The sequence below is a fragment of the Pedobacter sp. SAFR-022 genome (genome assembly GCF_051965375.1).
Lineage (GTDB): Bacteria > Bacteroidota > Bacteroidia > Sphingobacteriales > Sphingobacteriaceae > Pedobacter.
Genome location: NZ_JBQCME010000004.1, coordinates 270,206 through 295,722 on the forward strand (window position 1 = coordinate 270,206; position 25,517 = coordinate 295,722).

Annotated in this window: 28 protein-coding genes and 2 tRNA genes; 19 read left to right on the forward strand and 11 right to left on the reverse strand. The window is 42.6% G+C overall.

Annotation, left to right across the window (positions count from 1 at the left end; genetic code table 11):
* Window positions 1-12: 12 nt before the first annotated feature.
* Window positions 13-813, forward strand: a complete 801-nt coding sequence (locus ACTHQF_RS11795) for an alpha/beta fold hydrolase (RefSeq protein WP_440430420.1) — start codon at window positions 13-15, stop codon at window positions 811-813.
* Window positions 814-1,283: 470 nt separating this feature from the next.
* Here the strand turns inward: ACTHQF_RS11795 and ACTHQF_RS11800 are convergent, their stop codons facing one another.
* The 3 genes from ACTHQF_RS11800 to ACTHQF_RS11810 all read right to left on the reverse strand — a co-directional run bounded on the left by ACTHQF_RS11800 (window position 1,284) and on the right by ACTHQF_RS11810 (window position 2,695).
* Window positions 1,284-1,592 carry a DUF3817 domain-containing protein gene (locus tag ACTHQF_RS11800; RefSeq protein WP_440430421.1) on the reverse strand — a complete coding sequence of 103 codons (309 nt, stop codon included), beginning with the start codon at window positions 1,590-1,592 and terminating at the stop codon, window positions 1,284-1,286.
* 21 nt (window positions 1,593-1,613) lie between these two features.
* Window positions 1,614-2,015, reverse strand: a complete 402-nt coding sequence (locus tag ACTHQF_RS11805; protein WP_440430422.1) for a hypothetical protein — start codon at window positions 2,013-2,015, stop codon at window positions 1,614-1,616.
* A gap of 92 nt (window positions 2,016-2,107) precedes the next feature.
* A complete protein-coding gene (locus tag ACTHQF_RS11810; RefSeq protein WP_440430423.1) occupies window positions 2,108-2,695 on the reverse strand; it encodes a TetR family transcriptional regulator in 588 nt (195 codons plus the stop codon).
* Between the two features lie 229 nt (window positions 2,696-2,924).
* Here ACTHQF_RS11810 and ACTHQF_RS11815 point away from each other — a divergent pair, with 229 nt between their 5' ends.
* The gene (locus ACTHQF_RS11815) at window positions 2,925-3,983 is read left to right on the forward strand and encodes a bifunctional transcriptional activator/DNA repair enzyme AdaA (protein WP_440430424.1); all 1,059 of its coding nucleotides are present in this window, start codon (window positions 2,925-2,927) and stop codon (window positions 3,981-3,983) included.
* A gap of 210 nt (window positions 3,984-4,193) precedes the next feature.
* Window positions 4,194-4,802, forward strand: a complete 609-nt coding sequence (locus ACTHQF_RS11820; protein ID WP_440430425.1) for a RagB/SusD family nutrient uptake outer membrane protein — start codon at window positions 4,194-4,196, stop codon at window positions 4,800-4,802.
* A 213-nt stretch (window positions 4,803-5,015) separates the two neighbouring features.
* Here the strand turns inward: ACTHQF_RS11820 and ACTHQF_RS11825 are convergent.
* A tRNA-Ile gene (locus ACTHQF_RS11825) sits at window positions 5,016-5,089 on the reverse strand.
* Window positions 5,090-5,158: 69 nt separating this feature from the next.
* Between ACTHQF_RS11825 and ACTHQF_RS11830 the strand changes: the two genes are divergently transcribed.
* The 7 genes from ACTHQF_RS11830 (at window position 5,159) to ACTHQF_RS11860 (ending at window position 9,651) form a co-directional block, all read left to right on the forward strand.
* Entirely contained in the window at window positions 5,159-5,794 is a 636-nt protein-coding gene (locus ACTHQF_RS11830) for an HAD family hydrolase (protein ID WP_440430426.1), read from the forward strand.
* A 58-nt stretch (window positions 5,795-5,852) separates the two neighbouring features.
* Window positions 5,853-6,170, forward strand: coding sequence for an Mpo1-like protein (locus tag ACTHQF_RS11835; protein WP_440430427.1), 318 nt, complete (start codon window positions 5,853-5,855; stop codon window positions 6,168-6,170).
* A 111-nt stretch (window positions 6,171-6,281) separates the two neighbouring features.
* On the forward strand, window positions 6,282-7,736 hold the full coding sequence (locus ACTHQF_RS11840; RefSeq protein WP_440430428.1) for an RtcB family protein: 1,455 nt from the start codon (window positions 6,282-6,284) through the stop codon (window positions 7,734-7,736).
* A gap of 72 nt (window positions 7,737-7,808) precedes the next feature.
* Complete coding sequence (locus ACTHQF_RS11845; protein ID WP_440430429.1) at window positions 7,809-8,012, forward strand: hypothetical protein; 204 nt, start codon at window positions 7,809-7,811, stop codon at window positions 8,010-8,012.
* A gap of 142 nt (window positions 8,013-8,154) precedes the next feature.
* Entirely contained in the window at window positions 8,155-8,403 is a 249-nt protein-coding gene (locus tag ACTHQF_RS11850; RefSeq protein WP_440430430.1) for a hypothetical protein, read from the forward strand.
* A 65-nt stretch (window positions 8,404-8,468) separates the two neighbouring features.
* Entirely contained in the window at window positions 8,469-9,194 is a 726-nt protein-coding gene (locus ACTHQF_RS11855) for a DUF3891 family protein (RefSeq protein WP_440430431.1), read from the forward strand.
* The gene (locus ACTHQF_RS11860) at window positions 9,184-9,651 is read left to right on the forward strand and encodes a hypothetical protein (RefSeq protein ID WP_440430432.1); all 468 of its coding nucleotides are present in this window, start codon (window positions 9,184-9,186) and stop codon (window positions 9,649-9,651) included. Before ACTHQF_RS11855 ends, ACTHQF_RS11860 begins: the two co-directional genes overlap by 11 nt.
* 2 nt (window positions 9,652-9,653) lie before the next feature.
* On the opposite strand, the gene ACTHQF_RS11865 is transcribed toward ACTHQF_RS11860, so the two are convergent.
* Complete coding sequence (locus tag ACTHQF_RS11865) at window positions 9,654-10,478, reverse strand: hypothetical protein (protein ID WP_440430433.1); 825 nt, start codon at window positions 10,476-10,478, stop codon at window positions 9,654-9,656.
* Window positions 10,479-10,659: 181 nt separating this feature from the next.
* Here ACTHQF_RS11865 and ACTHQF_RS11870 point away from each other — a divergent pair, with 181 nt between their 5' ends.
* From ACTHQF_RS11870 to ACTHQF_RS11910, 9 genes are all read left to right on the forward strand, one after another.
* Window positions 10,660-11,490, forward strand: coding sequence for an alpha/beta hydrolase (locus tag ACTHQF_RS11870; RefSeq protein ID WP_440430434.1), 831 nt, complete (start codon window positions 10,660-10,662; stop codon window positions 11,488-11,490).
* 3 nt (window positions 11,491-11,493) lie between these two features.
* Window positions 11,494-12,900, forward strand: coding sequence for a glycogen synthase (locus ACTHQF_RS11875; RefSeq protein WP_440430435.1), 1,407 nt, complete (start codon window positions 11,494-11,496; stop codon window positions 12,898-12,900).
* A 10-nt stretch (window positions 12,901-12,910) separates the two neighbouring features.
* Complete coding sequence (locus tag ACTHQF_RS11880) at window positions 12,911-14,182, forward strand: glucose-1-phosphate adenylyltransferase (protein ID WP_440430436.1); 1,272 nt, start codon at window positions 12,911-12,913, stop codon at window positions 14,180-14,182.
* 71 nt (window positions 14,183-14,253) lie between these two features.
* Entirely contained in the window at window positions 14,254-15,084 is an 831-nt protein-coding gene (locus ACTHQF_RS11885) for an ABC transporter substrate-binding protein (RefSeq protein WP_440430437.1), read from the forward strand.
* A gap of 116 nt (window positions 15,085-15,200) precedes the next feature.
* Window positions 15,201-15,282: transfer RNA gene (locus ACTHQF_RS11890), tRNA-Leu, on the forward strand.
* 71 nt (window positions 15,283-15,353) lie between these two features.
* Window positions 15,354-16,700, forward strand: a complete 1,347-nt coding sequence (gene tig / locus ACTHQF_RS11895; protein WP_440430438.1) for a trigger factor — start codon at window positions 15,354-15,356, stop codon at window positions 16,698-16,700.
* A gap of 158 nt (window positions 16,701-16,858) precedes the next feature.
* Complete coding sequence (gene clpP / locus ACTHQF_RS11900; protein ID WP_440430439.1) at window positions 16,859-17,548, forward strand: ATP-dependent Clp endopeptidase proteolytic subunit ClpP; 690 nt, start codon at window positions 16,859-16,861, stop codon at window positions 17,546-17,548.
* Between the two features lie 4 nt (window positions 17,549-17,552).
* Entirely contained in the window at window positions 17,553-18,794 is a 1,242-nt protein-coding gene (clpX, locus tag ACTHQF_RS11905) for an ATP-dependent Clp protease ATP-binding subunit ClpX (protein ID WP_440430440.1), read from the forward strand.
* Between the two features lie 69 nt (window positions 18,795-18,863).
* On the forward strand, window positions 18,864-19,724 hold the full coding sequence (locus ACTHQF_RS11910) for an AMP nucleosidase (RefSeq protein WP_440430441.1): 861 nt from the start codon (window positions 18,864-18,866) through the stop codon (window positions 19,722-19,724).
* 71 nt (window positions 19,725-19,795) lie between these two features.
* On the opposite strand, the gene ACTHQF_RS11915 is transcribed toward ACTHQF_RS11910, so the two are convergent.
* The 6 genes from ACTHQF_RS11915 to ACTHQF_RS11940 form a co-directional block, all read right to left on the reverse strand.
* The gene (locus tag ACTHQF_RS11915) at window positions 19,796-20,299 is read right to left on the reverse strand and encodes a SixA phosphatase family protein (protein WP_440430442.1); all 504 of its coding nucleotides are present in this window, start codon (window positions 20,297-20,299) and stop codon (window positions 19,796-19,798) included.
* Window positions 20,300-20,348: 49 nt separating this feature from the next.
* Window positions 20,349-21,329, reverse strand: a complete 981-nt coding sequence (locus ACTHQF_RS11920; protein ID WP_440430443.1) for a glycosyltransferase family 9 protein — start codon at window positions 21,327-21,329, stop codon at window positions 20,349-20,351.
* A gap of 82 nt (window positions 21,330-21,411) precedes the next feature.
* On the reverse strand, window positions 21,412-21,903 hold the full coding sequence (rfaE2, locus tag ACTHQF_RS11925) for a D-glycero-beta-D-manno-heptose 1-phosphate adenylyltransferase (RefSeq protein WP_440430444.1): 492 nt from the start codon (window positions 21,901-21,903) through the stop codon (window positions 21,412-21,414).
* 152 nt (window positions 21,904-22,055) lie between these two features.
* Window positions 22,056-22,610: a D-sedoheptulose 7-phosphate isomerase gene (gene gmhA / locus ACTHQF_RS11930; protein ID WP_440430445.1), complete on the reverse strand. Its 555-nt coding sequence runs from the start codon at window positions 22,608-22,610 to the stop codon at window positions 22,056-22,058.
* A complete protein-coding gene (gene rfaE1, locus ACTHQF_RS11935) occupies window positions 22,610-23,593 on the reverse strand; it encodes a D-glycero-beta-D-manno-heptose-7-phosphate kinase (protein WP_440430446.1) in 984 nt (327 codons plus the stop codon). Before rfaE1 ends, gmhA begins: the two co-directional genes overlap by 1 nt.
* A 218-nt stretch (window positions 23,594-23,811) precedes the next feature.
* Entirely contained in the window at window positions 23,812-25,497 is a 1,686-nt protein-coding gene (locus tag ACTHQF_RS11940; RefSeq protein WP_440430447.1) for a helix-hairpin-helix domain-containing protein, read from the reverse strand.
* Window positions 25,498-25,517 lie beyond the last annotated feature (20 nt).

Here is a 25,517-nt window from a genome sequence, read left to right on the forward strand (position 1 = left end):
TATATCGCAACAATGGGAACCTTACTAGATTCATCAACTTATCCCTACGAAAAAGGGTATTCCTCTGTTAATGGGATTAACATGTATTATGAGAAATATGGTACTGGTAAACCCCTGGTTTTAATACATGGCGGTGGATCAACAATTCAAACCACTTTTGGTACGATCATTCCCCTGCTGGTCAAGCATAGGAATGTCATCGCAATGGAGCTGCAGGCACACGGACGAAGTTCGGACCGCAATCAAGACTCGAGCTTTGAGCAAGATGCAGATGACGTCGCAGGGCTTTTGAAAAATTTGAACATTGAAAAGGCTGAGATCTTTGGCTTTAGTAATGGAGGGACAACTGCAGTTCAGATGGCAATTCGTCATCCGAAGCTCGTGGTTAAACTTGTTTTAGCCGCTGCGTTGTGTACCCGTGATGGGGTAGCGCCCAGCTTTTGGGACTTTATGAAACATGCCAGTTTGGAGAATATGCCCCAACAATTGCAAAATGCGTTCCTTGCAGTCGTGCCAGATACTGAAAAGCTAAAGATTATGCACAATCGGGACGCAAAACGCATGGTTAATTTTGAAGACATCCCGAATGAAAATATCAGCGTAATAAAGTCGCCTGCGTTGATCATCGTGGGAGACAAAGATGTTATTAAGCCAGAGCATGCAATTAAAATGTTCAGGCAAATGGAAAACGCGGAGTTAGTTATAATCCCAGGGATACATGGTGAGTATATCGGTGAGATTACGACATTGCATCTGGGCTCAAACCTCACTCCGTTGGTTGTTCCTTTGATTCTACATTTTCTAGACAAATGATCAAACAGCTTGTGTTAAATGCACATATAAAGTCCAGGTTCCCAAGCTTGGTATTTTGTTAAGGGAAACAATTTTTTATTTTCAATGGTAAATTGCATTCCCGTCTTGCTAAAATTAACCTCAAAAGTTCAATATAAAACCTGTGAAAAGGGGGAATTTCACGAAATCGCTCTGCGTAGTCTCGATGATAAGCAGGAACTGCTATTAAACTTTCCACGGGTAGCGCGAGCGGCATCTGACTTCCGTGGAGCTTACTTGTCCTTCGATCACCGTTGAGCATCCCGGTATGCCTTATACTACCTCAGTGCAAGCAAGAAAATTTACTTCAGGGCTGTAAATACTTTAGAGGAGGCTTCATTTGCAATTAAGCAGTTTTTTGAGCAGCCTGCGCTTCTACATGAAGGCTCGAAGTATGGATTCGTCTTCAAGCCCTTGACCTATTTACTGCCTAATTCATCCTTAGTGTGAAACTAAAGTTTAACTTTTCGCAATACCTGATGGTCAATGTAGAAGGTGCCAAAAGGAATCATACACGCTAGAAGCACCTTCCAGGTGGTCTCTCTAAATTTCCAATGCTGTTCAATGGCAACCATTAATGTGTTTAGAATAAACCACAGAAACAAGGCACCGTGAACAGGTCCGACTGCCTTGACGAGTGCAGGGTTCTGGCCAAAGTACTTCAAGGGTACAGCAATGAATAACAATATCAGCAAGGAGGTCCCTTCCAGATAACTTATAATTCGTAAACGCCCGAGTTGGGATTTGAAAATTGAAAACATATTCTGTCGTGTTTGATCAAATTAGCGGAATAAAGGTCTGCTTGCGAAAGGCGAAAAAGGCCAGGGAATGGCGATCAGGATCAGGATCAGCGCCACTGTATACCAGATCAGAATGGTTTTATGCTGAGCGGAAGCGGTTGAAGCCCGTTTTGCCTTTGCAGATCCTACGGTTAACACCACGATAGCAAGGAGCATGAAAGCGATATGCAGATACTTGAAAAATGCATGTTGACTCATCAGTGCCCTGCTGCTAACAGGCATAGAATACTTCAATATTGGGCTGTAAAAATATAACACCATACCGAGCATCAACTGGATGTGAGCAAATGTTGCAGTCCAGTGTCTGATGCTGTTTGCTAAAGGCGTAAAGGCCAGTTTAAGCTTCCAGCCATTGTAGGCAACATAAATACTAGTCAACATCATGAGCAGTACGAGCCATCGAAATATAGAATGAAGTGGTAGGAGAGAGGAATACATAAGAATAAATACTAGTTGGTATGTTTTTGCTGAAAAAATTATTTAAGGGTTTTCAGGTAAATTTTAAACTGCTTGAGGAACTCAACGTAGGAAGGTCTTCCGAACACTTTACCAATGTTTCGTACGCCACTATAGTTTGCTGTGATGTAAAGTGCAATTTGCTTGGGCTCAAATGCCGGGTTTAATTGCCCATTTGCCTGTGCAGTTTTAAGACTTTTTTCAATTGCCGCCTGCCATTCGACCATGATGATCATCAATGCTTTTCGGAACGATTCATTCAAAGGCGCCATTTCATCAATCAGATTAACTGCCGGACAACCATATTCTACTTTGAAAAAGGGATTGTACAAGAGTAATGCTTTGATCATGTTGTAAATGTCTTCTATAAGATCGTCTGTACGCCCCAGCACATCAATCATGTAGGGCACCAGACCTGGATACATAACTTCTTTTATCATTGCCAGGCCCATCTCTTCTTTATTCTTGAAATGATAGAAGAAGGCTCCCTTAGTTACTGCCGTGCTTGCGATGATTTCATCGATACTAGTTGCCTGATAACCTTTTAGGTAAATTAACTTAAATGCATTTTCCAGAATATGGTTTCGCGTTGCCGCTGCCTTTGACATAAAATACTATTTGGTATGTTTTTCAAAAGTAGAAAAAATTTTGGATGCAGTCCTAATGTTCATGTCAGGTCTTCGTCAAGCTATTTGGAAGGGTTAAGATTTAGCGATAACTAAAGATTAGACGAAATAAGAAAATAGTTGTAAAGTTTCCGGTTGTTCAATGACTCTGGAGCCTGTTCTTTTGTACCATGAATTAGCGTAAAAGAATTTGTATCTTAAATTAATGGCAATGAACGAGACTTTAGATGATGTTTATTACAAAGCATTGATAGAAAAGGATAGCCGATATGAGGGCAGCTTTATTGTTGGTGTAAAAACGACCGGTATATTGTGCCGTCCGACCTGCACCGCCAGGAAGCCTAAACGGGAGAATGTTGAGTTCTTCCCAACAACAAAGGAGGCCATGCTAAAGGGTTATCGACCATGTAAGATCTGCAGGCCTTTAGAGCAGTTGGGTGAGACACCTTTGGCAATCAAAAAGATTTTAGATGCTTTGACTGCTGATCCTTCCAGGAAATTTAAAGATTGGGATCTGCGTCAGCAAGGTATTGATCCAGCTATGATGCGGCGCTGGTTTTTAAAACATCACGGTATTACCTTCCATGCCTACCAGCGGGTTTATCGAATTAATTCGGCTTTTAAACGCATTAAAAATGGAGAAGGAGTAACAAGCACTGCCTTTGATGTAGGCTTCGATTCTTTAAGCGGTTTTGGGGATTCCTTTAAGGCGATCTTCGGCGTTTCCCCTAAGCTAAGTAAAGCACAGACCATCGTCGATCTTTGCCGATTGGAAACCCCTCTTGGGACCATGTTTGCCTGTGCAACGGAACAAGGTATTTGCCTGCTTGAATTTACAGATCGTAAGATGCTGGAAACCGAGTTTAAAACCCTTGCGAAAATGTTGAATGCACATATCCTTCCCGGAAACAATCCACATTTCACCGTATTGAAGCAGCAGTTGGCTGAATACTTTGCAGGATTGCGAACGGAATTTACGGTTCCAATCTTCAGTCCGGGTACGAGCTTTCAGCAGGAGGTTTGGGCTTGTTTACGAAAGATTCCTTATGGGCAGACCAGATCTTATGCACAGCAAGCTGCGGCCATCCATCAGCCTGCTGCGGTTAGAGCCGTGGCGAACGCCAATGGGATGAACCGGCTTTGTATTTTGATTCCTTGTCACCGGGTAATTGGTACCGATGGAAGTTTAACTGGATTTGGCGGCGGACTTTGGAGAAAGCGCTGGTTGCTTGATCTGGAAAGCAAGAAGACCAACCCTGGTTTATTTTAATTGGGTTGTAAAAATTAAACAATAGCGTGTTGAACTAGCTCAGCCTCAGCGACTCTTTGTAAGAAGAATATTGCATGGCTGCCATCTAGGAAGCCAGACAGCACACTTTATTCCGCTGATTTCAAACTTGGATCACCGTTTGAAAAATTTGAAAATACCGACCTTCGTAAAAAGCCCTTTCGCTATTTAGGTAATGGCAATTATGAAGGCATGTTTTTGAACGGCTTGCACACCACGCCCGCTGGTGCAGTGATCAATGGTGGGGAGGAATACAAAGATCAGCCGCTTATATTCAGGGATCAAGTTGCCAGGTTCTCTGAAGTTGGTCCTGGTAAAAAGTACGCCTCCATCGCTCAGTTAGAATCTAAGATGTCTTCGGGCGAGGAGAATACAGGCGTAAGGCCAGTGAAAGTACCAATTCCACCATTGGCGGAGAACACGTTGCGCTGGGGCGCCGATAATCCGGTAATCCGCCTTGCTGAGATCTACTACATGCTTGCGGAGTGCAAGTGGCGGGCAGGGGATCGGGCAGGCGCTGCTGATTTGGTCAATGCAGTTCGTAAACGCAACTTCCCGAACGGTGTTGATCCCAATCCAGCAACTGCTGCAAACCTGGATCAAAACCGGTTCCTGGATGAATGGAGCATCGAGTTCCTTGCTGAGGGTAGAAGAAGAACCGACCTCATTCGATGGAAGGTGTTTACTTCTGCAAACTGGTGGGATCATCAGGCATCCGGTTCAAATCATTTGAACAGGTTCCCTGTACCTACTGAAGCAATATCCGGAAATAACAACCTGGCTCAGAATCCAGGATACTAGTTGATATTCGATTCAAAAAAATAGTCTGGACTTACCTGCATTTGAACTTCCAATGAAGAACATGCAAGTAAGTTCAGACTTTTTTGTTTCTATTTGTTTTGTACAAAGATTAGTTTTAAGAAAAATTAACTCAATGAATTTGTAACCAAAAAGATTCTGAATAGGTAATGAATCAAAAAACCGCCTACGAATTTCGTTAGGCGGTTTTTTTTGTGGGCCCAGCTGGGCTCGAACCAGCGACCAAAAGATTATGAGTCTTCTACTCTAACCAACTGAGCTATAGGCCCGCGTAAAATCTATGTTGATTTTGCGAGTGCAATGTTACATATTTACATTCAATTTTGAAAACAGTTTTTATGCAAAACATTAAAAATATCATATTTGACTACGGTAATGTTATCTTCGAAATAAACTTTAAAAAAGCGCAGGAAGCTCTTGCTCAGCTAGGTATTGCGAACATTGAAGACTTTTTTGCCCACAAAACACATAATACCTTATTTGATGATTTTGAAACTGCCGCGATTTCAGAAGCACAATTCAGAGCGGGGATAAGAGCTGCCGCGAACAATCAGAATTTAACCGATAAAGAAATTGATGCGGCATGGAACAGCCTTCTTGTTGGTGTTCCTCCAACGATTCATGACACACTCCTGGAAGTCAGAGCCAAATACCGCACTTTTCTGCTAAGCAATAATAACGTTATTCATTATAAATACATCATTAGCTATCTGGATCGTGAATTCGGGATGCCGGATAACAGCAGTCTTTTTGAAAAAACATACTATTCCCAGGACATGTTCTTGAGGAAGCCGAATGTGGAAATATTTAAGAAGGTGATTACAGAAAATGATCTCGTGCCGGAGGAAACGTTGTTTATTGATGATAGTCCACAACACTTGGTTGGCGCGAAGCAAGCGGGATTTCATACGTTGTTGATGGATGTTCACCCGCGTGAACTGGGTTCGTTTCTCAAAAAACATGGAATATTATAATTCCCGGACCAAGACATTCGCGATATCGCTTAATTTTGCAATAAGTTAATATACACCTATGGAAGAGAAGAAGTACAAGACCTTAGCCGAATTTTACCCATTTTACCTTTCAGAACATCGAAATCTAACCAGCAGGGTTTTACATTTTATCGGCACTGGTCTAGTGATTCTCTGCTTTATAACCGCGATTTTATTTCATACCTATTACTTCTTGCTAGCTATGCCCGTTGTTGGGTATGGATTTGCCTGGGTGGGACATTTCTTCTTTGAAAAAAACAAGCCAGCGACTTTTAAATATCCACGCTTTAGCCTGGCTAGTGATTTCATCCTTTTTTGGGATTTGCTATCTGGCAAACAGCCCTTCCGGGTTAAATAGTCCAAATCCTTGGTCTTGATTTAGATTAGTACGCTTTTTGCTGAAAGTTTAGCAACCAATCGAATTGCTGGCCGTCCATTAGTACGATCACAATACACTAGCTAAACTTGTATGAAAAGACCCTGGATCAATAAAGAAGACTTTAACGCCCTTGGCATCAATGATGCTAAGTTACAGACGAAGTTTCAGCAGGTATGCAATGGCTTACTGAAGAAGAATGATATCTCGAAGGCAGAACTACTCTCTAAGCTTGAAGAAGTTGTAGATCATCCGCTCGTTTTCGCGGAAGAAAAGGGTAGTAAGTTTCGGTTCCTTGCAGAACTATTACTCGCGAAAAAAAGGCAGGAGGCAGCACCACAGACCGATGCTAAGGCTTACGATCTTAAAGAGCAAGTACCGGACTTTCCAATTTATGGCGCAGAAAACATTGACGAGAAGGCCATTGGGCAAATGAATGCCGCGATGCGTCTTCCGATTTCCCTTGCTGGCGCATTAATGCCGGACGCACATTCAGGTTACGGGCTGCCTATCGGAGGGGTGCTTGCAACAGATAGCAATACCATAATTCCATTTGCGGTAGGGGTAGACATTGCATGCAGAATGTGTCTGAGCATTTACGATATCTCGGATCGCGCCTTTGACAAGGACGGTAGTCGTTTGAAGTCGATCTTAAATGAAAACACGGTTTTTGGGATGGGCGCAAAGAGCAAAAACTACTACGATACGAGTATCTTTGACCGGCATGAGTGGTCTGCCACGAAGTTGATTAGAAGCTTAAAGGATAAAGCCTATGCGCAGCTGGGTACATCTGGAACTGGTAATCATTTCGTAGAGTGGGGCACATTTAGCATTAAGGATGGTATGCTGGATGATCTCCCAGCTGGGAATTACCTGGCGCTACTTTCGCATTCCGGTTCACGGGGCTTCGGAGCCAGTATTGCTAACTATTATTCAAAGCTTGCAATGGAAAAAACGATCCTGCCCAGAGAAGCAAAGGAACTTGCATGGCTTGACCTGGATAGCGCCGAGGGGCAGGAATATTGGATTTCTATGAATTTGGCTGGCGACTATGCATCTGCAAATCACCATGAGATACATAATAAGATTTCAACCAAGTTACAGGCGCAGCCAATCATGCGCATTGAAAACCACCACAACTTCGCTTGGCAAGAACGATTGCCTGATGGAAGATCGGTGATGGTGCACCGGAAAGGTGCAACACCCGCAGGGGAAGGTGTACTTGGTATAATACCGGGGTCAATGGCAACGCCCGGATTTTTGGTTCGCGGCAAGGGCAGTCCAGCTTCTATTGATTCCGCATCTCATGGCGCCGGCCGGTTAATGAGTAGAAATCGTGCATTCAAGGAGATTAAGCACGACGCTGTGCAAGAACTTCTTAAACAGCATGGTATTAGCCTGCTAGGCTCTGGGTTAGATGAAGCCCCAATGGTGTATAAAGATATTCACGCGGTGATGAAAGCGCAGGAAAGCCTTGTTGAGGTTTTAGGATCCTTTATGCCCAGAATAGTTAAAATGGCAGATCCGCGGGAGCGCCCGGAGGATTAATCTTTTTTCTCAATCAAATAATTCAAACCTACTGATAATTTGGTTGTTATCTAATTAACTAAATATATGATTATGGAAAGAGAATATATGCTAGAAATGCTGGAGACCATTGAACATCAGGAAAGTTCGTCGATCCTGGGTGGAATGGAGCATGAGTATGAGGAATTGGAGCGCCTGGGCTATGTGACCATACACCGGGAGCACGTTCAGCATTATGCTGTTTTAACTGCACTGGGGAAACTTAAAATCCAGCAGCTGCGAGATGAGCAGGTATAGCTTATAGGTGTGTAACCGTATTAACACTTTTATTCATGTTGTATATACTGTTAATCGAAAATTCATAAACAAAATACCTGAAACCCTGTAATATATAGCAAAAGAACCAAATTAATTAATCATCTAATCGGAGGACTAAACTATGGAATTACAAGACAATCCGCAACACAAAGAAGGACCTGTTGCAAGAACAATTGAAGAACAAACTGCTAAACTTCCATCAGACTTATTCTTATGGGCTGCATTAGGCTCTATGGGTGTTTCCTTAACACTTAAATGCCTAGGCCAGAAACATACTGCACTTTTCGTTGGACAATGGGCTGCTCCATTTTTACTTTTAGGTATTTACAATAAACTTGTGAAACTTGAGGGTCACGATAACCAGAGCTAGACAATTTCAATGATTTCTAATATCAGAATCCCAAATGCTCATTTGGGATTTTTTTATGTTTAAATATGATTGTAAACTACACAGATGCCGGTTGGCAGATCATTACACAGCGCGCACATGGACTGGTTTCGGCACAAATCTGTGCACGCTGGAAGCATGCTCTACAACCTGTTCGATGGCTGGAGACACTGATTGCTACGGCTGAACATGATGATGTTTATAATGAGTTTGATGATGGTAACTTATTGAATGCTAATGGTGGCCCTGTGAATTTCAAGATGACCGGGTTCCGCAGGGAATTTTGTGAAAGGCAATTGACCATGGCGCTCACCAAGAGCAGGTACATTGCGCTATTAATTGCAAGGCATATTCACTTTGTGCACGGACAGGATCCGGCAGCTAAGGAATTTTGTCAGGCGCTTAAAAAGATGGAAAAGACATGGCTGCTGGAGTCGGGATCTACCAGTCAGGAAGTTGATGCTGCTTATGAGCTGCTGGAATTTTGTGATGCTTTTTCACTATTGATTTGCCAGGGACTTATTCAGCCAGAACAACGTAAAATAGAGATCAGTAATGGGCCGGATGGGAGTTCCTATACTTTCTTTATGGCTGAGGATGGTGCACTCGTAGTGGAAAGCTGGCCTTTTGAACCCAACGAATTCAAGATTTTTTATGAATCCCGAACCCTTTCGCAATTGTCGTTTAAAGATGTGCGCTCTTTTAAAAAAGCTGTAGATTTGGCGAGTGTTAGCAATCATGAGCTAACCATAAGGAAGAACAATGGAAAATGATTTTAGCGCACGAATTCAATCGCTTACGGACGATGAGTTGATGGACATCATCATCGACAAAAGATTGCACTATCAAGCGAATGCTTTAGCTGCGGCAGACCGCGAAATGTATAAGCGGGTAGTGGCTAATCCTGAATTGTCACAAAGCATGCTTCAAAGGCGGGCTGCTCATGCAAATCCTCGTGCGGCCAACGCGGAAGCACTTTGGAAGTCGGCTAAATGGGGCATTTTGTCTTTCTGCATCATTCTGTTTATCTATGAACTAATTGCAAAAAACTACAGCGGTGTTGCCTTCGTAATTCTCTTGAACTTTTTTGCCGGTGGCTTTATTGTCAAGAAACTCATAGCAGAAGGCAGAACTTTCGGCCACCCTTTTGTATTTGGCTTATTCGTGTCTGCCATGCTGTTAGTGGTACGCTTTACACTTGAAATGGTCTACCAGGCTGTATCTAAATAAAGCTAACGGTAACTAATCTTGTAGATCTTACTTTTACCGGCGGCATCGTTCTGGGTAACAGTAGCTGGATAGTTGTTTGTATTGTATTGAAACTCATAGTTCAGATCTACAGCAGGTTGATCTTCGGTTTTTATTGTCTTGACATTTGCATTTGTGTTTAGCATATAGAATGCCTCATGCTCCAGAGATAGTATTTGAAGTTGTGGTACTTGTTTGAAAATTCCAGCATGCTCATCATAGGTGTAGGTTTGGCTTGACGCCTGGCTTCCGCTTGTCTTCAGCCCTGTGAATTGTGCTTTATCATTATAACTGAATGCTTTGGATTTGATCAGCATGTTCCTGAAATCGTACCAATCTACGGTTTCAATTTGTTTAGCATCGCTGTAGTTAACCTCATAAAAACCTATGGGGCTGATCAATTTGCCACCGGCCTCAACCTTATACTGTATACCTTTTGTGACCAGACCATCAGGACTCAGAACATAGTAAACATGGTATAGCAGGTCATCTTTTATATAACGCTTATATTCCTTCAGTTGGTTTTTGTCATTGTATAAGAACATCTCGCGTGTACCATTGGACTGCCGGATTTCCCTGAGATAATTTCCGGTAGTCGCATATTGGAGATCAATTTTTAAATTTTCGGTGCTGATACTTGAGGGTACGAGTGCTTTTATCTCTCCACCGGGACTTATGGGCTTTGTTGGCACCGCAGGAACTGTTTCCGGGCCTTCTGGACTAGCTGGGCTATTTTTTTTCTTACATGCGATTGCAAGAAGAAACAACAATGCAAGGAAAGGAATTAGAGTACTACTCGGCTTTTTCATTTGATTTGGTTTAGGTCGGTTTGTATCAATCTCAATTTAAACAGGAACATTATCAAGGCTTTAACTGAAATCCGACTGAAATTTGTGTTTTAAGAAAACAATTTCATCAATTTGGATATTTTGATGCATGTTTATACCTGAGAATAAATTTATCTATATTCAGACTTTAAATTGTGTTACAATGAATTCTGACATTTCGTCAAAAAAACTATTCGCCTTATTGTTGCTGCTGGTCTTTACCTTGCCTGTATTTGCTGCCAGGGTAGATACGCTTTCTACTTATAGTGGATTGATGAAAAAGAACATCAATGCGGTTGTGATTCTGCCCGAGCAATATAGTAAAGGCGGGCAGTATCCCGTGGTTTACCTGCTTCACGGTTATAGTGACCGTTATTCTAAGTGGGTGAATACAGTTCCAGCTATAAAAAATCAGGCAGACCGCTTGAACCTGATCATTGTTTGTCCTGATGGCAATTATTCGAGCTGGTATTTTGACAGTCCTGTTGATCAAAAATGGCAATACGAAAGCTATATCACGAAAGAGCTTGTACCAGAGATCGACAAGCGGTATAAGACCATCAAAGATAGAAAGGGAAGGGCAATCACAGGATTAAGTATGGGTGGGCACGGTGCTTTATACCTCGCTATTAAACATCAGGATCTTTTTGCTGCAGCAGGCAGTATGAGTGGTGGTGTAGATTTAAGGCCGTTTCCCGACAGCTGGTCGATCAAAGAACGTTTAGGATCCTATGATCAATTTCCAGACAGATGGTCGGCAAACTCGGTTATTGAGATGACACATCTCATTAAGCCTGGGAGCCTTGCTTTGGTCATCGACTGTGGTAGAGATGATTTTTTCTACCGGGTGAATGTTGCGCTCCATGATAAGTTGATGTACCAGAATGTTGCACACGATTTTATCATTCGCCCTGGGGAACATAATTGGGATTATTGGGCAAACTCCATTACCTTTCAGTTGTTATATTTTAGCAATTCTTTCAACAAAATTTAAAAGATGGAAATCATACACTTCAGTGCTGAATGTTACCCTATTGCGAAGGTCGGTGGATTAGGCGATGTAGTAGGTGCATTACCGAAGTATCAAAATAAGATCGGCCATATTGCTAAAGTTGTCATGCCTGCTTACGAGAACAAATTCCTTCATGAAAATGAGTTTGAAGGTGTTTACGATGGCTGGGTAGAAGTAGGCACCAGGAACTTTCAGGTAAGGATTCTCCGCGAGAAGACAAATAAACTAGGCTTCGATCTTTACCTCGTTCATATTCCGGGGCTACTGAACCGGCCTAAGGTTTACGGCTACGAAGACGACACCGAGCGCTTCCTGGCATTTCAGATTGCTGCATTGGACTGGATACATCAGTGGCAACACAAACCAGACGTAATGCATTGCCACGATTACCACACTGGTCTTATCCCTTTTATGGCTTCAAATTGTGCCAGATTCTGGCGCCTGAATAACGTGCCTACAGCGCTTACTATACACAACGCGCAGTACCAGGGGCAGTTTGGTTGGGACAAGCTGCACTTGATCCCTGTTTTTGACTTGCGGAACTCGGGTAAGCTGGAGTGGGATGGAGCGATCAATCCTTTGGCTTCAGCAATAAAATGTGCATGGAAGATATCCACCGTGTCGCCGAGCTACATGGAGGAAATAAGCTATAACGCGAATGGGCTTGAAACTTTATTACAACGTGAAAGGGCAAAGTCGCAGGGGATCTTAAACGGTATTGACAATGATGTCTGGGATCCTGCAATCGATCCGATGCTCCCTAAGAATTTTAACCTGCGTACGGTTGAAGCCGGAAAAAAGGCAAACAAACAGGCATTATGCGATGTTTTCAATCTGGATCCTGCTAAACCACTATTTACTTTTATCGGGCGATTGGTGGGTGAGAAGGGGGCTGACTTGCTGCCGGCGATCTTTGATAATGTACTTACACAAAGCGACGGGGCCATGAACATCCTGATTTTAGGTTCGGGAGAAAGGCATGTGGAGCAGCAGCTAGAGCAGTTGAAGGAGAAGTATAAAGGTGTATATAATACCTACATCGGGTACCATGAACAGTTGTCTCACCAAATATATGCCGGCGCAGATTTTCTGTTGATGCCGTCAAGGGTTGAACCTTGTGGCTTAAATCAGATGTACGCGCTTCGGTACGGAACAATTCCAATTGTGCGTAGGGTTGGAGGATTGAAGGATACCGTTACCGATATTGGGGATGGAGGCTTTGGACTTTGCCACGATCAGGCCACTGTTGGTGACGTTGAACATGCCGTGGGACGGGCGTATCATTTATATCATAATACAAAGGCGCTGAAAGACATTAGAAAATTTATTATGAAACTTGACCATTCCTGGGACAGATCAGCTCAGGACTACATTAATTTTTACCAAATATAAACTTAAGTATATGACCGAAAAAGTATTGGGAGTAATTCTTGGCGGGGGCCAGGGCTCCAGGTTGTCACCGCTCACTCAGACCAGATCAAAACCGGCAGTACCTATTGCGGGAAAATACCGTTTAGTTGATATTCCAATTTCGAATTGTCTAAATTCGGGCATCCATAGGATGTTTGTGCTTACACAGTTTAATTCGGCCTCATTAAACAAACACATCAAGAACACCTATCACTTCAGTCATTTTAGTGATGCTTTTGTCGATATCCTGGCTGCAGAACAAACCCCAGAAAATCCAACATGGTTTCAAGGAACGGCAGATGCGGTTCGCCAGACGATGCACCATTTGCTGAACCACGAGTTTGAATATGTGCTGATATTATCAGGAGATCAACTCTACCAAATGGATTTCAACGAAATGGTAAATGCCCATATTGAGAGTAAGGCTGAGGTGACCTTAGCGACCATTCCGGTTACAGCAAAAGATGGAACGGATTTCGGGATCTTAAAAGCAAACGAAGAAAACATCATCACTTCGTTTACCGAAAAGCCAAATTCTGAACTTATCAAAGAATGGAGCTCTGACACTGGTCCTGAAATGCAGGCAGAGGGAAGGAATTATCTGGCTTCTATGGGTATCTATATCTTCAACAGGGATCTGTTGATCCGGATCTTTGATGAAAATCCAAATGAGAAGGATTTCGGTAAAGAGATCATCCCGATGGTTTTGAACCAATTCCGGGTGCTGAGCTATCAGTATGAAGGTTACTGGACAGACATTGGTAATATATCATCTTTCTTTGAAGCCAACCTAGGCTTAACAGATGATATCCCGAAGTTTAACTTGTTTGATAGTCATCAAAGTATTTTCACGAGACCAAGGATGTTGCCGCCATCTAAGATCCTGGGAACAACATTAAATAAAGCAGTAATTGCTGAGGGTTGTATTCTGCAGGCGGAATTTATCAGCCATGCGGTTATCGGAATCAGATCGAGAATTGGTAGAGGTACAAAAATTGAAAATGCCTATATTATGGGTAGTGACCGGTACCAAACGCTGCAGCAGATACAAGAAGAAAACGACGCGGGACATCCCTTGATCGGTATCGGAGATGACTGTGAGATCTCTAACGCCATCATTGATAAGAACTGCCGGATCGGAAATAATGTTCAGATTAAAGGTGGTGAGCATCTCCCAGATGGAGATTTCGGTTTCTACGCGGTGAAAGACGGCATTGTGGTTGTTAAGAAAGGTGCTGTGGTGCCTTCAGGTACCTCGATTTAAACTAGATTGTTTGCTTATTATAAAGGTAAATGTGATCTGCTTTACAGCAGGGATCATTTACCTTTGTTATTATGAAGAAAACTTTTACTGATCAGCTTGGTGACAGCATTACGTTAGACTTTCCTCCTAAAAAGATCATTTCACTCGTTCCGTCTCAAACGGAGTTGCTATTCGATCTTGGCCTGAACAACGAGGTCGTAGGGGTGACAAAGTTTTGCGTCCATCCAGAAGAAAAGGTGCAATCGAAAACCAAGATCGGTGGCACAAAGAAGTTGGATCTGCAGAAAATACGCTCGTTAAAACCGGATCTGATCATCGGGAATAAAGAGGAGAATGAACGAGCGGACATTGAGGCACTGCAAAAGGAGTTTCCGGTTTGGATGAGCGACATCTACACGCTGGATGACGCGACGAACATGATCCACCATATTGGGGAACTTACTGACCGTTCACCGGAGGCGGCTTACCTGATCCATCTGATAAATGCCGGCTTCGGAGATTTACAAAAGCTAGCGCTCGAGCGGGGAATTTCCCAAAAGGTACTATATATGATATGGAAAAAACCATTTATGGCGGCAGGGCGCAATACCTTTATCGATGATGTGCTTAGACGGATCGGATTAGAGAATGTCTTGTCAGGCACCAGATATCCAAAGTTAGAAGTTGAGGAATTTTCGGGCTTGAAGCCAGATCTGGTGTTGCTATCGAGCGAGCCTTATCCATTTAAGCAGAAAAATATAGAAGAATTCAAGCAATTACTTCCTGATAGTAGGGTGCTCATTGTTGATGGGGAGATGTTTTCGTGGTATGGTAGCAGGTTGGTAAAGGCCATAGGATACCTTTTTGAGCTTCAGAAGCAGCTGTCGACGGGTGCACACGATTTATTGGCAAAAAAAGATTGAAATTTATTGAGCTGAAAACAAAGTAGTTATTCGAATTTTGTAAAAATATGTTGTGCAGGCTTTCCATAAGTAAAAGTAATCTCTATATTTGCAGAACAAAACAATTCCTAAATGATGCGGATGTGGCGTAATTGGTAGCCGCACCAGACTTAGGATCTGGCGCTTCACGGCGTGGGGGTTCGAGTCCCTTCATCCGCACTAATGATTCCCCCGATGTATTTCGGGGGATTTTTTTTATTAAAAAGATTGTAAATTCTGATTCTGAAAAAATGAACATTACACAGGAAAAAATCAACGACCTAAATGCTGTTATCAAGATTAGCATTGCCCCTGAGGATTATACAGAGAAGGTTGAAAAAACAATAAAAGATCAAGCTAAAAAAGCTACCCTTCCTGGTTTTCGTAAGGGAATGGTTCCAGTAGCACACATCAAAAAAATGTACGGAAGAAGCATCCTGGTTGAAGAAATCAACAAAATGCTTTCCGACACATTGAATAATTACCTTTCTGAAAATAAAGTAGAAATTTTAGGTCAGCCTCTGCCTAAAATCGATGATTCTAAAGAGTTTAAATGGGACTTTACTGACGCATTTGAATTCGAATACGAAATTGGCTTGGCACCAGCGGTAGAAGTAAACATCAGCGCTGCTGACGAGTTTAAAGCTTACCAGGTAAAAGCTGACGAGGAAACTCTTGCTTCAAGGATCAAGAACATCCGTAAAAGTTATGGCAAAATGACAAACCCGGAAGTTTCGGCAGACGAAGATGTGCTATATGCTGAATTAGCAGAGCTTTCGGCCGATGGTTCAGTTTTTGAAGGTGGCATTAACCATACTGGTTCGATCCGTTTAGATCAGGTTACTAACGAAAATGTGAAAAAATCAATGATCGGTCTAAAGAAAGATGATGTCGTTCAATTGGATCTTCAACAAGCTTTTGGCAATAATGAGAACGTTATCTCTAAGTTGTTAGATATTACTGAAGAAGCTGCAAAAGAATTAAAATCTACCTTCCAGGTAACTGTTAAGAATGTTAACCGTCTGGAAGAAGCTGATTTGAACCAGGAGTTCTTTGATAAAATATTTGGAGAAGGAGTTGTGACCGACGAAGCTGGTTTTACTGCCAAGATTACTGAAGAAATTGAAGGCATGTTTAAACAGGACGCTGATCGTAAACTTCAGAATGACATGTATACTAAGCTTACTGAAGAAATCAAAATGGAACTTCCAGACGAATTTCTACGTAAGTGGTTGAAAGCTACAAACGAGAAATTGACTGACGAGGAGTTAGCTGAAGGTTATGATGATTTTGCTAAAAATCTTAAATGGACTCTGATCGAGAACAAGATCATTAAAGACAACAACATCGAAATCAAATACGATGAGGTGTTTGCAACTGCTAAAGAGCGCTTGGATGCACAGTTTAGAATGTATAGCCCAGCGCCTATGCCGGACGATCAACTTACGCAGTATACAACAACCTTCCTTCAGGAGAGAGATAATGCAAACAGGATTTTTGAAGAGGTAAAAGCACTTAAGGTGTTTAACCACATCAAATCTGTAGCAACGATCAATGAAGAAGAAATTGCTTATAATAAATTTATAGAGATGAACTAGTTGTTTAAAAACAAAATCTCTAGTAATAATATTTATTTAAGGCGGCCTTATTCAAGGCCGCCTTACTTATATACCAGAAATCAAATTTTACATTGCAACAATTAATTTCCAATTTAGTATTAGTACTATTGGATAAGGACACATAGAAAAACTTACACATGAATATAGACAAAGATGAATTTAGAAAATATGCTGTAAAGCATCATCGTATTAACGGGTTGAATGTGGATCGTTTCATTGGCAGAACCAATAACAATCCGAAAAGCATGACACCTTATATTATCGAAGAGCGTCAGTTGAATGTAGCTCAAATGGATGTTTTCTCTCGGTTGATGATGGATCGTATTATCTTCTTAGGCGATGCTATTCACGATGGTAATGCAAACATTATTCAGGCGCAGTTGCTGTTCCTGCAATCCACAGACAACAACAGAGATATTCAGATTTACATTAACTCACCAGGCGGATCAGTTTACGCTGGGTTGGGGATCTATGATACGATGCAGTACATCAGCCCGGATGTAGCAACAATTTGTACAGGTATGGCAGCTTCAATGGGGGCGGTATTGCTTGTTGCAGGTGCTAAAGGAAAACGTGCTGCATTACCACACTCGCGTGTGATGATTCACCAGCCATCAGGTGGTGCACAAGGTGTAGCATCAGATATGGAGATCAATTTGAGAGAGATGCTTAAATTGAAAAAAGAACTATATGATATCATTTCAAACCATTCAGGCCAAACTTACGAATGGGTTGAGAAAGCCTCAGATCGTGATTACTGGATGAAAGCTGAAGAAGCGAAAGATTTTGGAATGATTGATGAGGTATTGATAGGACACAACAAATAATAAAATGGCTAAACAAACAAAAGAATCTCGTTGCTCATTTTGTGGTTCCAGTAAACAGGATACCTTAATGCTGATTGAGGGGCTTGATGCGTATATCTGCGATAAATGCGTGGTGCAGGCAAATCAGTTGGTATTACAGGAATTTGGAAACCAGAAAAGCAGGAACGTCGATGCTTCATTGAAGTTGCTTAAACCGCTTGAAATAAAGCAACATATTGACCAGTATGTTATTGGTCAGGATGATGCGAAAAAGGTTTTGTCGGTGGCGGTTTATAATCACTACAAGCGTTTAAGCCAAAAGGTGAACAAGGATGATGAGGTAGAAATTGAAAAATCGAACATCATGCTTGTTGGAGAAACTGGAACTGGCAAGACGCTTCTGGCAAAAACTATAGCAAAAATTCTCCATGTTCCATTCTGTATCTGTGATGCAACAGTTTTAACTGAAGCAGGATATGTTGGGGAAGACGTTGAAAGTATTCTTACCCGTTTGCTACAAGCAGCTGACTACGACGTGGCTTCTGCTGAACGCGGTATCGTTTATATTGATGAGGTTGACAAAGTCGCCCGCAAGAGCGATAATCCATCGATCACTCGTGATGTTTCCGGTGAAGGTGTTCAACAGGCACTGTTGAAGATCCTGGAGGGTACTGTGGTTAACGTTCCACCTCAAGGTGGGCGTAAACACCCGGATCAGAAGATGATTCCAGTAAATACCAACAATATTCTTTTCATCTGCGGTGGTGCATTCGACGGTATCGAAAGGAAAATTGCCAACCGTCTTCGTACGCAGGCTGTTGGTTACAAGGTGAAAAAAGATGAAGCGGATCTGGATCTTAAGAATCTGTATAAATACATTACACCTCAGGATTTAAAATCATTCGGATTAATCCCTGAACTGATCGGACGTGTGCCTGTATTAACGCACTTAAATCCGCTGGATAAAGCAGCACTTAGGAATATTCTTACCGAGCCGAAAAACTCTTTATTACGTCAGTATGTGAAGTTATTTGAATACGAAGGTGTAAAGCTGGTTTTCGACGACGAGGTGCTTGATTTCATCGTAGATAAAGCGATGGAGTATAAACTTGGCGCCAGAGGTTTACGTTCTATTTGCGAAGCGATCATGCTTGATGCCATGTTCGACATTCCATCAGACACGGATATAAAAGAATTGAATATCTCACTGGATTATGCGGTCGAGAAATTTGAAAAGGCGGATTTTAAAAAGCTAAAAGCTGCTTAAAAAAAGATCCCCTGAATAGGGGATTTTTTTTACACTAAACTTTTTTTAAACCATTAATAGCTTATATATATGAATGAAGAAATAGACGTAAAAAAGAATTCCGGAACGCCGAAGGTGAAAAAACCCAAGGAGGTAGAATCTCCTGTTAAGTCAGGCTTAAAATCTAAAGATCAGATCGTCAAGAACTGGCTGCCAAGATATACCGGCCGTCCGCTTGAAGATTTTGGGCAGTACATTCTCCTGACCAATTTCAGCAAATACCTCCAGATGTTTTCTGAGTGGAACGACAATGCGCCGATTATGGGTATTGACAAGCCTATGCAGAGCGTGTCTGCTGGTGGCATAACCATCATCAATTTTGGAATGGGTAGTCCCCTTGCCGCAACTATGATGGATTTACTTTCCGCGATTCAGCCAAAAGCCGTGTTGTTCCTTGGAAAGTGCGGTGGATTGAAAAAGAAGAATCAACTTGGTGACTTGATTTTGCCAATAGCCGCTATTAGAGGCGAGGGTACATCAAATGACTATCTTCCAGCTGAAGTTCCTGCATTGCCGTCGTTTGCACTGCAAAAGGCAATTTCGACCACGATCAGGGATCACTCGAGAGATTACTGGACCGGAACCTGCTATACCACAAACCGCAGGGTTTGGGAGCACGACAAGGAATTCAAAAAATATCTTAAAACACTTCGCGCAATGGCGGTAGACATGGAAACTGCTACCATCTTCACGACAGCCTTTGCCAATAAGATACCTACTGGCGCTTTACTACTGGTATCGGATCAGCCGATGATTCCGGAAGGTGTTAAAACCGCTGAAAGCGATAGCAATGTGACCAACACTTATGTGGAAACACATTTGAAGATCGGAATTGACTCCTTGAAGCAGCTGATCAATAATGGACTTACCGTTAAACACCTGAAATTCTAGGTTATCAGTAAGTCAATGATATCAACTGCGTAAGGACTGAAAGTTGATTAAACATGTTGTTTTTGTACGATCTATAGAGCAGGAGCTGCTCCAGGATAGTCAAATAACAACATGCTTCCTTGACTTTTGCTTACCAAACTCCAAGCTTCTATCTCAAAGGTAATCACCACTATCCCGCAGGTCGGCATGGTATAAACACCCTCATCGGCAAGGTATCCCGCTAATGCTGATATTTCCGGGTTGTGGCCGAAGATCGCTGCCGAGTCAGCACCATTATCCAACCCATTTACAACACTTAAAAGTGCCGGAATGCTCGCATCGTAGAGTGTTGATTTCTCCACTATGCTGTGGTGTTCCTTATCCCAAATACCAGCAAATATCTTTGCTGTTGAAATCGCCCTTATGGCCGGGCTACTTACCATCAGATCTGGTATCAACTTTCTATTTCGAAGACGAAAAGCCATTTCTTGAGCCTCATTTACCCCAACGCTGTCCAGTGTCCGATCAAAATCCATTAGTCCAAGGGTGCCGCTCCTTGCGTTTGCGTGTCGTATAAGGATAAGTTGTTTGCTCATATTTTAGGATCTTTCTATCCTAACACCAATAGCGTACCAAAATGCGCCGTTAGTTATTGATGAAGTCTGTTATCATCCCATTTGGAATGTCTTTCATGCATTTGAAGTGTCCTAGTGGACAAGCTTCACGGCCAAACTTAGAGCAGGGGCGACAGGGCAGCTCGATGCCGGCTTCGAGCGAATGTGTTATTTTATATGGAAAAACACCAAGCAATTCTGGGGCAGTACTTCCCCAGATGGAAACTAAAGGCATGTTAAATGCTTCAGCGATATGCGTAAGTCCAGTGTCAAAGCCAATGACCTTTTTAGCCTTTGAAACAATGAACACAGATTGATCCAGGTTGGTCTTACCACATGTCGAGTAAACCTTGTCCCCTAGGGCATTCTGTATAATTTTTGCATTCTCCAGCACATCATTTCCGCCCAGAAGAACAATTGGATCATGGATATCACGGCAAATTTCAATCACCTTTTCCACCGGCATACGTTTAGTGAAATGGGTAGCACCAATTATAAATGCTACGTAAGCTTCTGAATGGCTCTGGGGCAGTAGCTCTTCAATGTTGTATGACTTAGCCACACGATAGTCGATAGGTTTGTCATCGTTCTTTATACCCAGGAACTTTACTGCTTTGAGATACCGATCAACAAGGTGCTCCTTTGGATAAAAGCTGGTCCATTTGAATTTCAAGCCAAGCCATTTTCTAAGACGATCCTTCTTATAAGTAGATGCAGGTAAGCCCGTAGCCAGTTTGATGATGGTTGTGCGTAAATTGTTATGAAGATCGATAATAAGATCAAATCGTTCTGCTTTAATGTCGGATATGGTATCCTTCAACTTTGGTTTAAGCAAGTGCAGTTTATCCAGGTATGGATTGTTTTCGTAGATGTACTTAAACTGTTCCTTCGTCAAGAAGTGAATTTCCGACCCAGGAAGTTGCAACTTAAGGCAACGAACCACAGGAGTAGTATAGATGATGTCTCCCATGGAGCTGAACCTGATTACCAGAATTTTCTTGGGCTGTTTCAATCGTAGAAGTTTTGCTTAACGCAAAGTTATAAAAACATTGTCATTCCTGTTAAGGCGCCGGATACGGTAGTACTCAATCGTCCTAACCAGCTTTGATCTTTTCAATAATCGCACTAGAGGAGTAACCAGGTAAGAAGCTAAGGATTTTAACCTCAGCACCATTAGCCTGAACTTCCCTGGCGCCGGCAATCTGATGCACTTCGTAGTCGCCGCCTTTCACTAGCACATCAGGGTTTATTGATTTGATTAATTCAAGTGGAGTATCTTCTGAGAAAAGTACTACTGCGTCGATGAAAAACATACTCGCCAACATAGCAGAACGGCTGCTTTCATTATTAACCGGTCGATTTGGTCCTTTTAACTGCGATACGGAGCTGTCGCTATTTAATCCGACAATCAGGATATCGCCCAGACTTGCAGCCTCGGACAGATAGGCAATATGCCCTGCATGAAGCAAATCAAAGCATCCGTTTGTAAATACAATCTTTTTGCCTGCAGATTTCCATTCGGCCAGCTTTGCATTCAGAGATTCACCCTCTAGTATCTTGTGTTTTAAAATTTCCGCTGTGTTCATATGCTTTATACAAGTTAATAAAAAAAAGCTGGCCTGAGGTTTCAAGACGCGTTCTTGCCTCGGGTAAGCTTCATCGTTGTTGCAAACCCTTGTAGCAATTTATCGAAACAGCAATAAGGGCGGGGATGATGCTAGCTGGAAAGGGTTATATTTTAATACGCTGCATCAATAGCCTTGCAAAAAATGTGGCCGATCAGGATGTGCATTTCCTGGATTCTTGCTGTTGTATCATCCGGCACCACAATGTTCAGATCACATACATCGTTCATTTCACCACCATCTCTACCAGAGAGTCCCAGGGTAAGGCAACCATATTCTTTGGCCGTATGTAGCGCATGGATGACGTTTTTGCTATTCCCACTTGTAGAAATTGCGATAAACAGATCTCCAGGGCGAGCTAGTGCTGCTATTTGTCTCGAAAAAACATGATCATAACCGTAATCGTTTGAAATCGCCGTTAAAGCCGAAGTGTCCACGGTAAGTGCAATAGCAGGTAGGGCCTTACGTTCCTTTACGTACCGGCCGGTTAGCTCTGCCGCAATGTGTTGTGCATCAGCTGCACTGCCACCGTTTCCGGCGATAAGCACCTTTGATCCCGCTTGTAGTACCTCCGTTAACATGTCCGTGCCCTGTTGAATTGCCGGTATCAGCTGTTCTATAACACGTGTAAGGGTTTGTTGATGGCTTTGCAGTTCTTCCGCGATCATTATTTGGTGTTTTTTATTGCATTTATAATTTCTTCAATAGATGTGGTGGCACTACCAATCTGCCTGATCACAATGGAGGCAGCAAAGTTAGCATATCTACAGGCATCTTCAATGTCGAATCCTAATGACAAGCAGTAGGCAAGTGTGGCCATTACGGTATCACCTGCACCAGTAACATCATAAACCTCTGTAGCTACTACGGGTAAAATCTTCGACCCATCCGGTGTGATGATTGCGATGCCACCTTCAGAAAGCGTTACAATAAGGTACGCAGACGATGTGCATTCAAAAATCACTTCGGCAGCTTTCTCCAAGTCAATCTGAGTATTTACGCTGGCGGTCTTTGCGGCTTCGGCCAGTTCTTTGCGATTGGGTTTTATCAGGTATGCCCCTTGATATTTGCTATAATCAAGCCCTTTGGGATCCACTATAATCTTTTTACCAAAATCGTGGCAACGTGCAATAATCGCGGGCGACAAGTTATGCGTCAATAGTCCCTTGTTGTAATCAGATAAGATTACGATGTCAGCATCCTGGATCGCTTGATCTAAGCCTGATAGAAACGTTTCACTCAACGCATCAGAAATATCATGGGTATCTTCCTTGTCAATCCGTACAATCTGGTGCGTACCAGCAATAACGCGGGTTTTAACTGTGGTGCTCCTGGAATCGTCCTTTAAGATCAGCTTGGTATTGATATGCTTTTCCTGAAGAATCGTAATAATCTCTGAAGCAAAAATATCATCACCCAGCACACCAGCCAAGGTTACCTTAGCGCCAAGGTCAACCAGATTCGAAGCAACATTCGCTGCTCCACCGACTATTTTCCGCTCCCGTTGCACATTGACGACAGGAACCGGGGCCTCAGGAGAAAGGCGCGTAGCACTTCCAAATATATAATCATCGAGCATCAAGTCACCGATAACCAGGATGTTCGGTTTAGGTCTGTTTAAATGTGCCTCGTGTAGTTTCTCTGCAAGCATGCAATTTTGTTAATTTTCAAATATAGAGATTAGAAAGCTGAAAAGCATGCTAAGGTCGTGCAAACGCTACTCAGGGTGCATCCCGTAACTAAGCAGAGGCAAAAAATGCTAACAATCTAGGGCTACCATTTCATTAAAAATCCTGAAGAATATCAGTCTTCGCCTTCCTCAACTGCACCAGGCTATCTATTTCAAAGGGATAATAGGTGCATAAAAATTTAGATCATGGCCTTGCGCTTGTCGAAATATCTGGTAATCTCTTCAAGGCTGAGTGCATTGAGACAGCTTTTTGCCTCAAGTCCACCTTTTCTACCAACATAAACGCCATAATGCATATCCCTGAACTTTTCCATTCTGTGTGCATCAGGATTTATCGACAACAGCACGCCTTTTTCCAGCGCATAGCGATGCCATCTCCAATCCAGGTCCAGGCGCAGTGGATTTGCATTAATCTCAATCACGACCTTGTTTGCAGCACAGGCATCAATCACCTTTGCGTAGTCAATATCGTAGCCTTTTCTACTGAGTAGCAATCTGCCAGTAGGGTGGCCCAGGATCGTGGTATATGGATTTTCAATTGCTTTGATCAATCTGGCTGTTGCTTTCTGCTCATCCATGCGAAGGTTGCTGTGAACCGAGGCAACCACAAAATCAAACGAGCGCAATACCTCGTCACTATAGTCCAGCGACCCGTCGTTCAGGATATCGCTTTCGATCCCTTTAAAAATCTTGAAAGGTCCCAGCTTCTCGTTAAGCGCTTCAATTTCCCGGTGCTGCGCCTCTACACGGGATTCGTATAAACCTTTAGCATAGAAAGCCGACTTGGAATGGTCACAAATGCCGAGGTACTCCAAAGAAAGTTCATCCCGGCAGTATAGCGCCATTTCCTCAAGCGTGTGTACACCATCACTCCATGTCGAGTGATTGTGCAGGCTGCCTTTCAAATCCGAATAGGTGATTAAAGCTGGTAAACTTCCTTGCTGTGCACGTGTGAGCTCGTCCAGACCTTCACGCAATTCCGGCAATATATAGCTCAGGCTTGCTTTTTCATAGATCTCTTCTTCAGTCGAGAATGGCCCCTCACCAACAAGCGCTAAAACCTGGGTAACATGATTCGCTGCACCGGTCAGTGTAAAAAGCTCCAGGGCAAATGCTGCCTTGGTAACAATGTGTAGCTTTATCTTCAAACCAAAGGGGCTGTTGGCGACAAAAACGCCTTCGCTTTCCGCAGTAAAAACAAGCGGACTATATCCGCTGATCTGCTTCCAAGCCAGCCCTGGATCATCTGAACCCACTACAAACACTAGATCTTCAATGATCTCGCAGTAACGACGATAGTCGCCTGCAATATCAATAAGCGCGGCTGGTTCCAGATTACTCAGCCAGAGCGCCAGTTCTTCTTTTATCTCCGTAGCAAGTGGCTCAGCCTGAGCGTATAGAAACTTGCCCATTCCCGCCATATTGAATTCAATAAGCCTTTTTACTTCATCCTGTGTCTTTAAACCAAAGCCCTTGGCCTCAATCAAGCGGTTTTCATTACAGGCATAGTAAAGTTCACCCAGGTTTTCAATGCCTAGTTCTTTCCAAATGGTCAGAATCTTCTTCGGGCCAAGGCCTTTTAAGCTTAGCATTTCAATAATACCTTCGGGGATTTCTGCCGATAAGCGTTCAATATCCGAGAGCATACCGGTTTGTAACAGTTCCCAAACTTTCGCAGCCGTGCTTTTACCCAAACCCTCAATCTGGCTTATTTCTTCCAGCGACTTACTACTGATCGGATAGGGGAGCTTATCTATCTTAATTGCAGCATTTGCAATCGTTTTGATCTTAAAAGAATTCTCCTGCTGCAGCTCCATCAATTGTGAAAGCAGGCGGAAAGTACGAGATATGGTTTTATTTTCCATGAACCGCTAAATTAGAAAAA

Excerpts from the sequence above, each read along its gene's own strand:
- ACTHQF_RS11795 (WP_440430420.1), top strand. The coding sequence starts at position 13 with ATGGGAACCTTACTAGATTCATCAACTTATCCCTACGAAAAAGGGTAT.
- ACTHQF_RS11800 (WP_440430421.1), bottom strand. The coding sequence starts at position 1,592 with ATGTTTTCAATTTTCAAATCCCAACTCGGGCGTTTACGAATTATAAGT.
- ACTHQF_RS11805 (WP_440430422.1), bottom strand. The coding sequence starts at position 2,015 with ATGATGTTGACTAGTATTTATGTTGCCTACAATGGCTGGAAGCTTAAA.
- ACTHQF_RS11810 (WP_440430423.1), bottom strand. The coding sequence starts at position 2,695 with ATGTCAAAGGCAGCGGCAACGCGAAACCATATTCTGGAAAATGCATTT.
- ACTHQF_RS11815 (WP_440430424.1), top strand. The coding sequence starts at position 2,925 with ATGAACGAGACTTTAGATGATGTTTATTACAAAGCATTGATAGAAAAG.
- ACTHQF_RS11820 (WP_440430425.1), top strand. The coding sequence starts at position 4,194 with ATGTTTTTGAACGGCTTGCACACCACGCCCGCTGGTGCAGTGATCAAT.
- ACTHQF_RS11830 (WP_440430426.1), top strand. The coding sequence starts at position 5,159 with ATGCAAAACATTAAAAATATCATATTTGACTACGGTAATGTTATCTTC.
- ACTHQF_RS11835 (WP_440430427.1), top strand. The coding sequence starts at position 5,853 with ATGGAAGAGAAGAAGTACAAGACCTTAGCCGAATTTTACCCATTTTAC.
- ACTHQF_RS11840 (WP_440430428.1), top strand. The coding sequence starts at position 6,282 with ATGAAAAGACCCTGGATCAATAAAGAAGACTTTAACGCCCTTGGCATC.
- ACTHQF_RS11845 (WP_440430429.1), top strand. The coding sequence starts at position 7,809 with ATGGAAAGAGAATATATGCTAGAAATGCTGGAGACCATTGAACATCAG.
- ACTHQF_RS11850 (WP_440430430.1), top strand. The coding sequence starts at position 8,155 with ATGGAATTACAAGACAATCCGCAACACAAAGAAGGACCTGTTGCAAGA.
- ACTHQF_RS11855 (WP_440430431.1), top strand. The coding sequence starts at position 8,469 with ATGATTGTAAACTACACAGATGCCGGTTGGCAGATCATTACACAGCGC.
- ACTHQF_RS11860 (WP_440430432.1), top strand. The coding sequence starts at position 9,184 with ATGGAAAATGATTTTAGCGCACGAATTCAATCGCTTACGGACGATGAG.
- ACTHQF_RS11865 (WP_440430433.1), bottom strand. The coding sequence starts at position 10,478 with ATGAAAAAGCCGAGTAGTACTCTAATTCCTTTCCTTGCATTGTTGTTT.
- ACTHQF_RS11870 (WP_440430434.1), top strand. The coding sequence starts at position 10,660 with ATGAATTCTGACATTTCGTCAAAAAAACTATTCGCCTTATTGTTGCTG.
- ACTHQF_RS11875 (WP_440430435.1), top strand. The coding sequence starts at position 11,494 with ATGGAAATCATACACTTCAGTGCTGAATGTTACCCTATTGCGAAGGTC.
- ACTHQF_RS11880 (WP_440430436.1), top strand. The coding sequence starts at position 12,911 with ATGACCGAAAAAGTATTGGGAGTAATTCTTGGCGGGGGCCAGGGCTCC.
- ACTHQF_RS11885 (WP_440430437.1), top strand. The coding sequence starts at position 14,254 with ATGAAGAAAACTTTTACTGATCAGCTTGGTGACAGCATTACGTTAGAC.
- tig (WP_440430438.1), top strand. The coding sequence starts at position 15,354 with ATGAACATTACACAGGAAAAAATCAACGACCTAAATGCTGTTATCAAG.
- clpP (WP_440430439.1), top strand. The coding sequence starts at position 16,859 with ATGAATATAGACAAAGATGAATTTAGAAAATATGCTGTAAAGCATCAT.
- clpX (WP_440430440.1), top strand. The coding sequence starts at position 17,553 with ATGGCTAAACAAACAAAAGAATCTCGTTGCTCATTTTGTGGTTCCAGT.
- ACTHQF_RS11910 (WP_440430441.1), top strand. The coding sequence starts at position 18,864 with ATGAATGAAGAAATAGACGTAAAAAAGAATTCCGGAACGCCGAAGGTG.
- ACTHQF_RS11915 (WP_440430442.1), bottom strand. The coding sequence starts at position 20,299 with ATGAGCAAACAACTTATCCTTATACGACACGCAAACGCAAGGAGCGGC.
- rfaE2 (WP_440430444.1), bottom strand. The coding sequence starts at position 21,903 with ATGAACACAGCGGAAATTTTAAAACACAAGATACTAGAGGGTGAATCT.
- gmhA (WP_440430445.1), bottom strand. The coding sequence starts at position 22,610 with ATGATCGCGGAAGAACTGCAAAGCCATCAACAAACCCTTACACGTGTT.
- rfaE1 (WP_440430446.1), bottom strand. The coding sequence starts at position 23,593 with ATGCTTGCAGAGAAACTACACGAGGCACATTTAAACAGACCTAAACCG.
- ACTHQF_RS11940 (WP_440430447.1), bottom strand. The coding sequence starts at position 25,497 with ATGGAAAATAAAACCATATCTCGTACTTTCCGCCTGCTTTCACAATTG.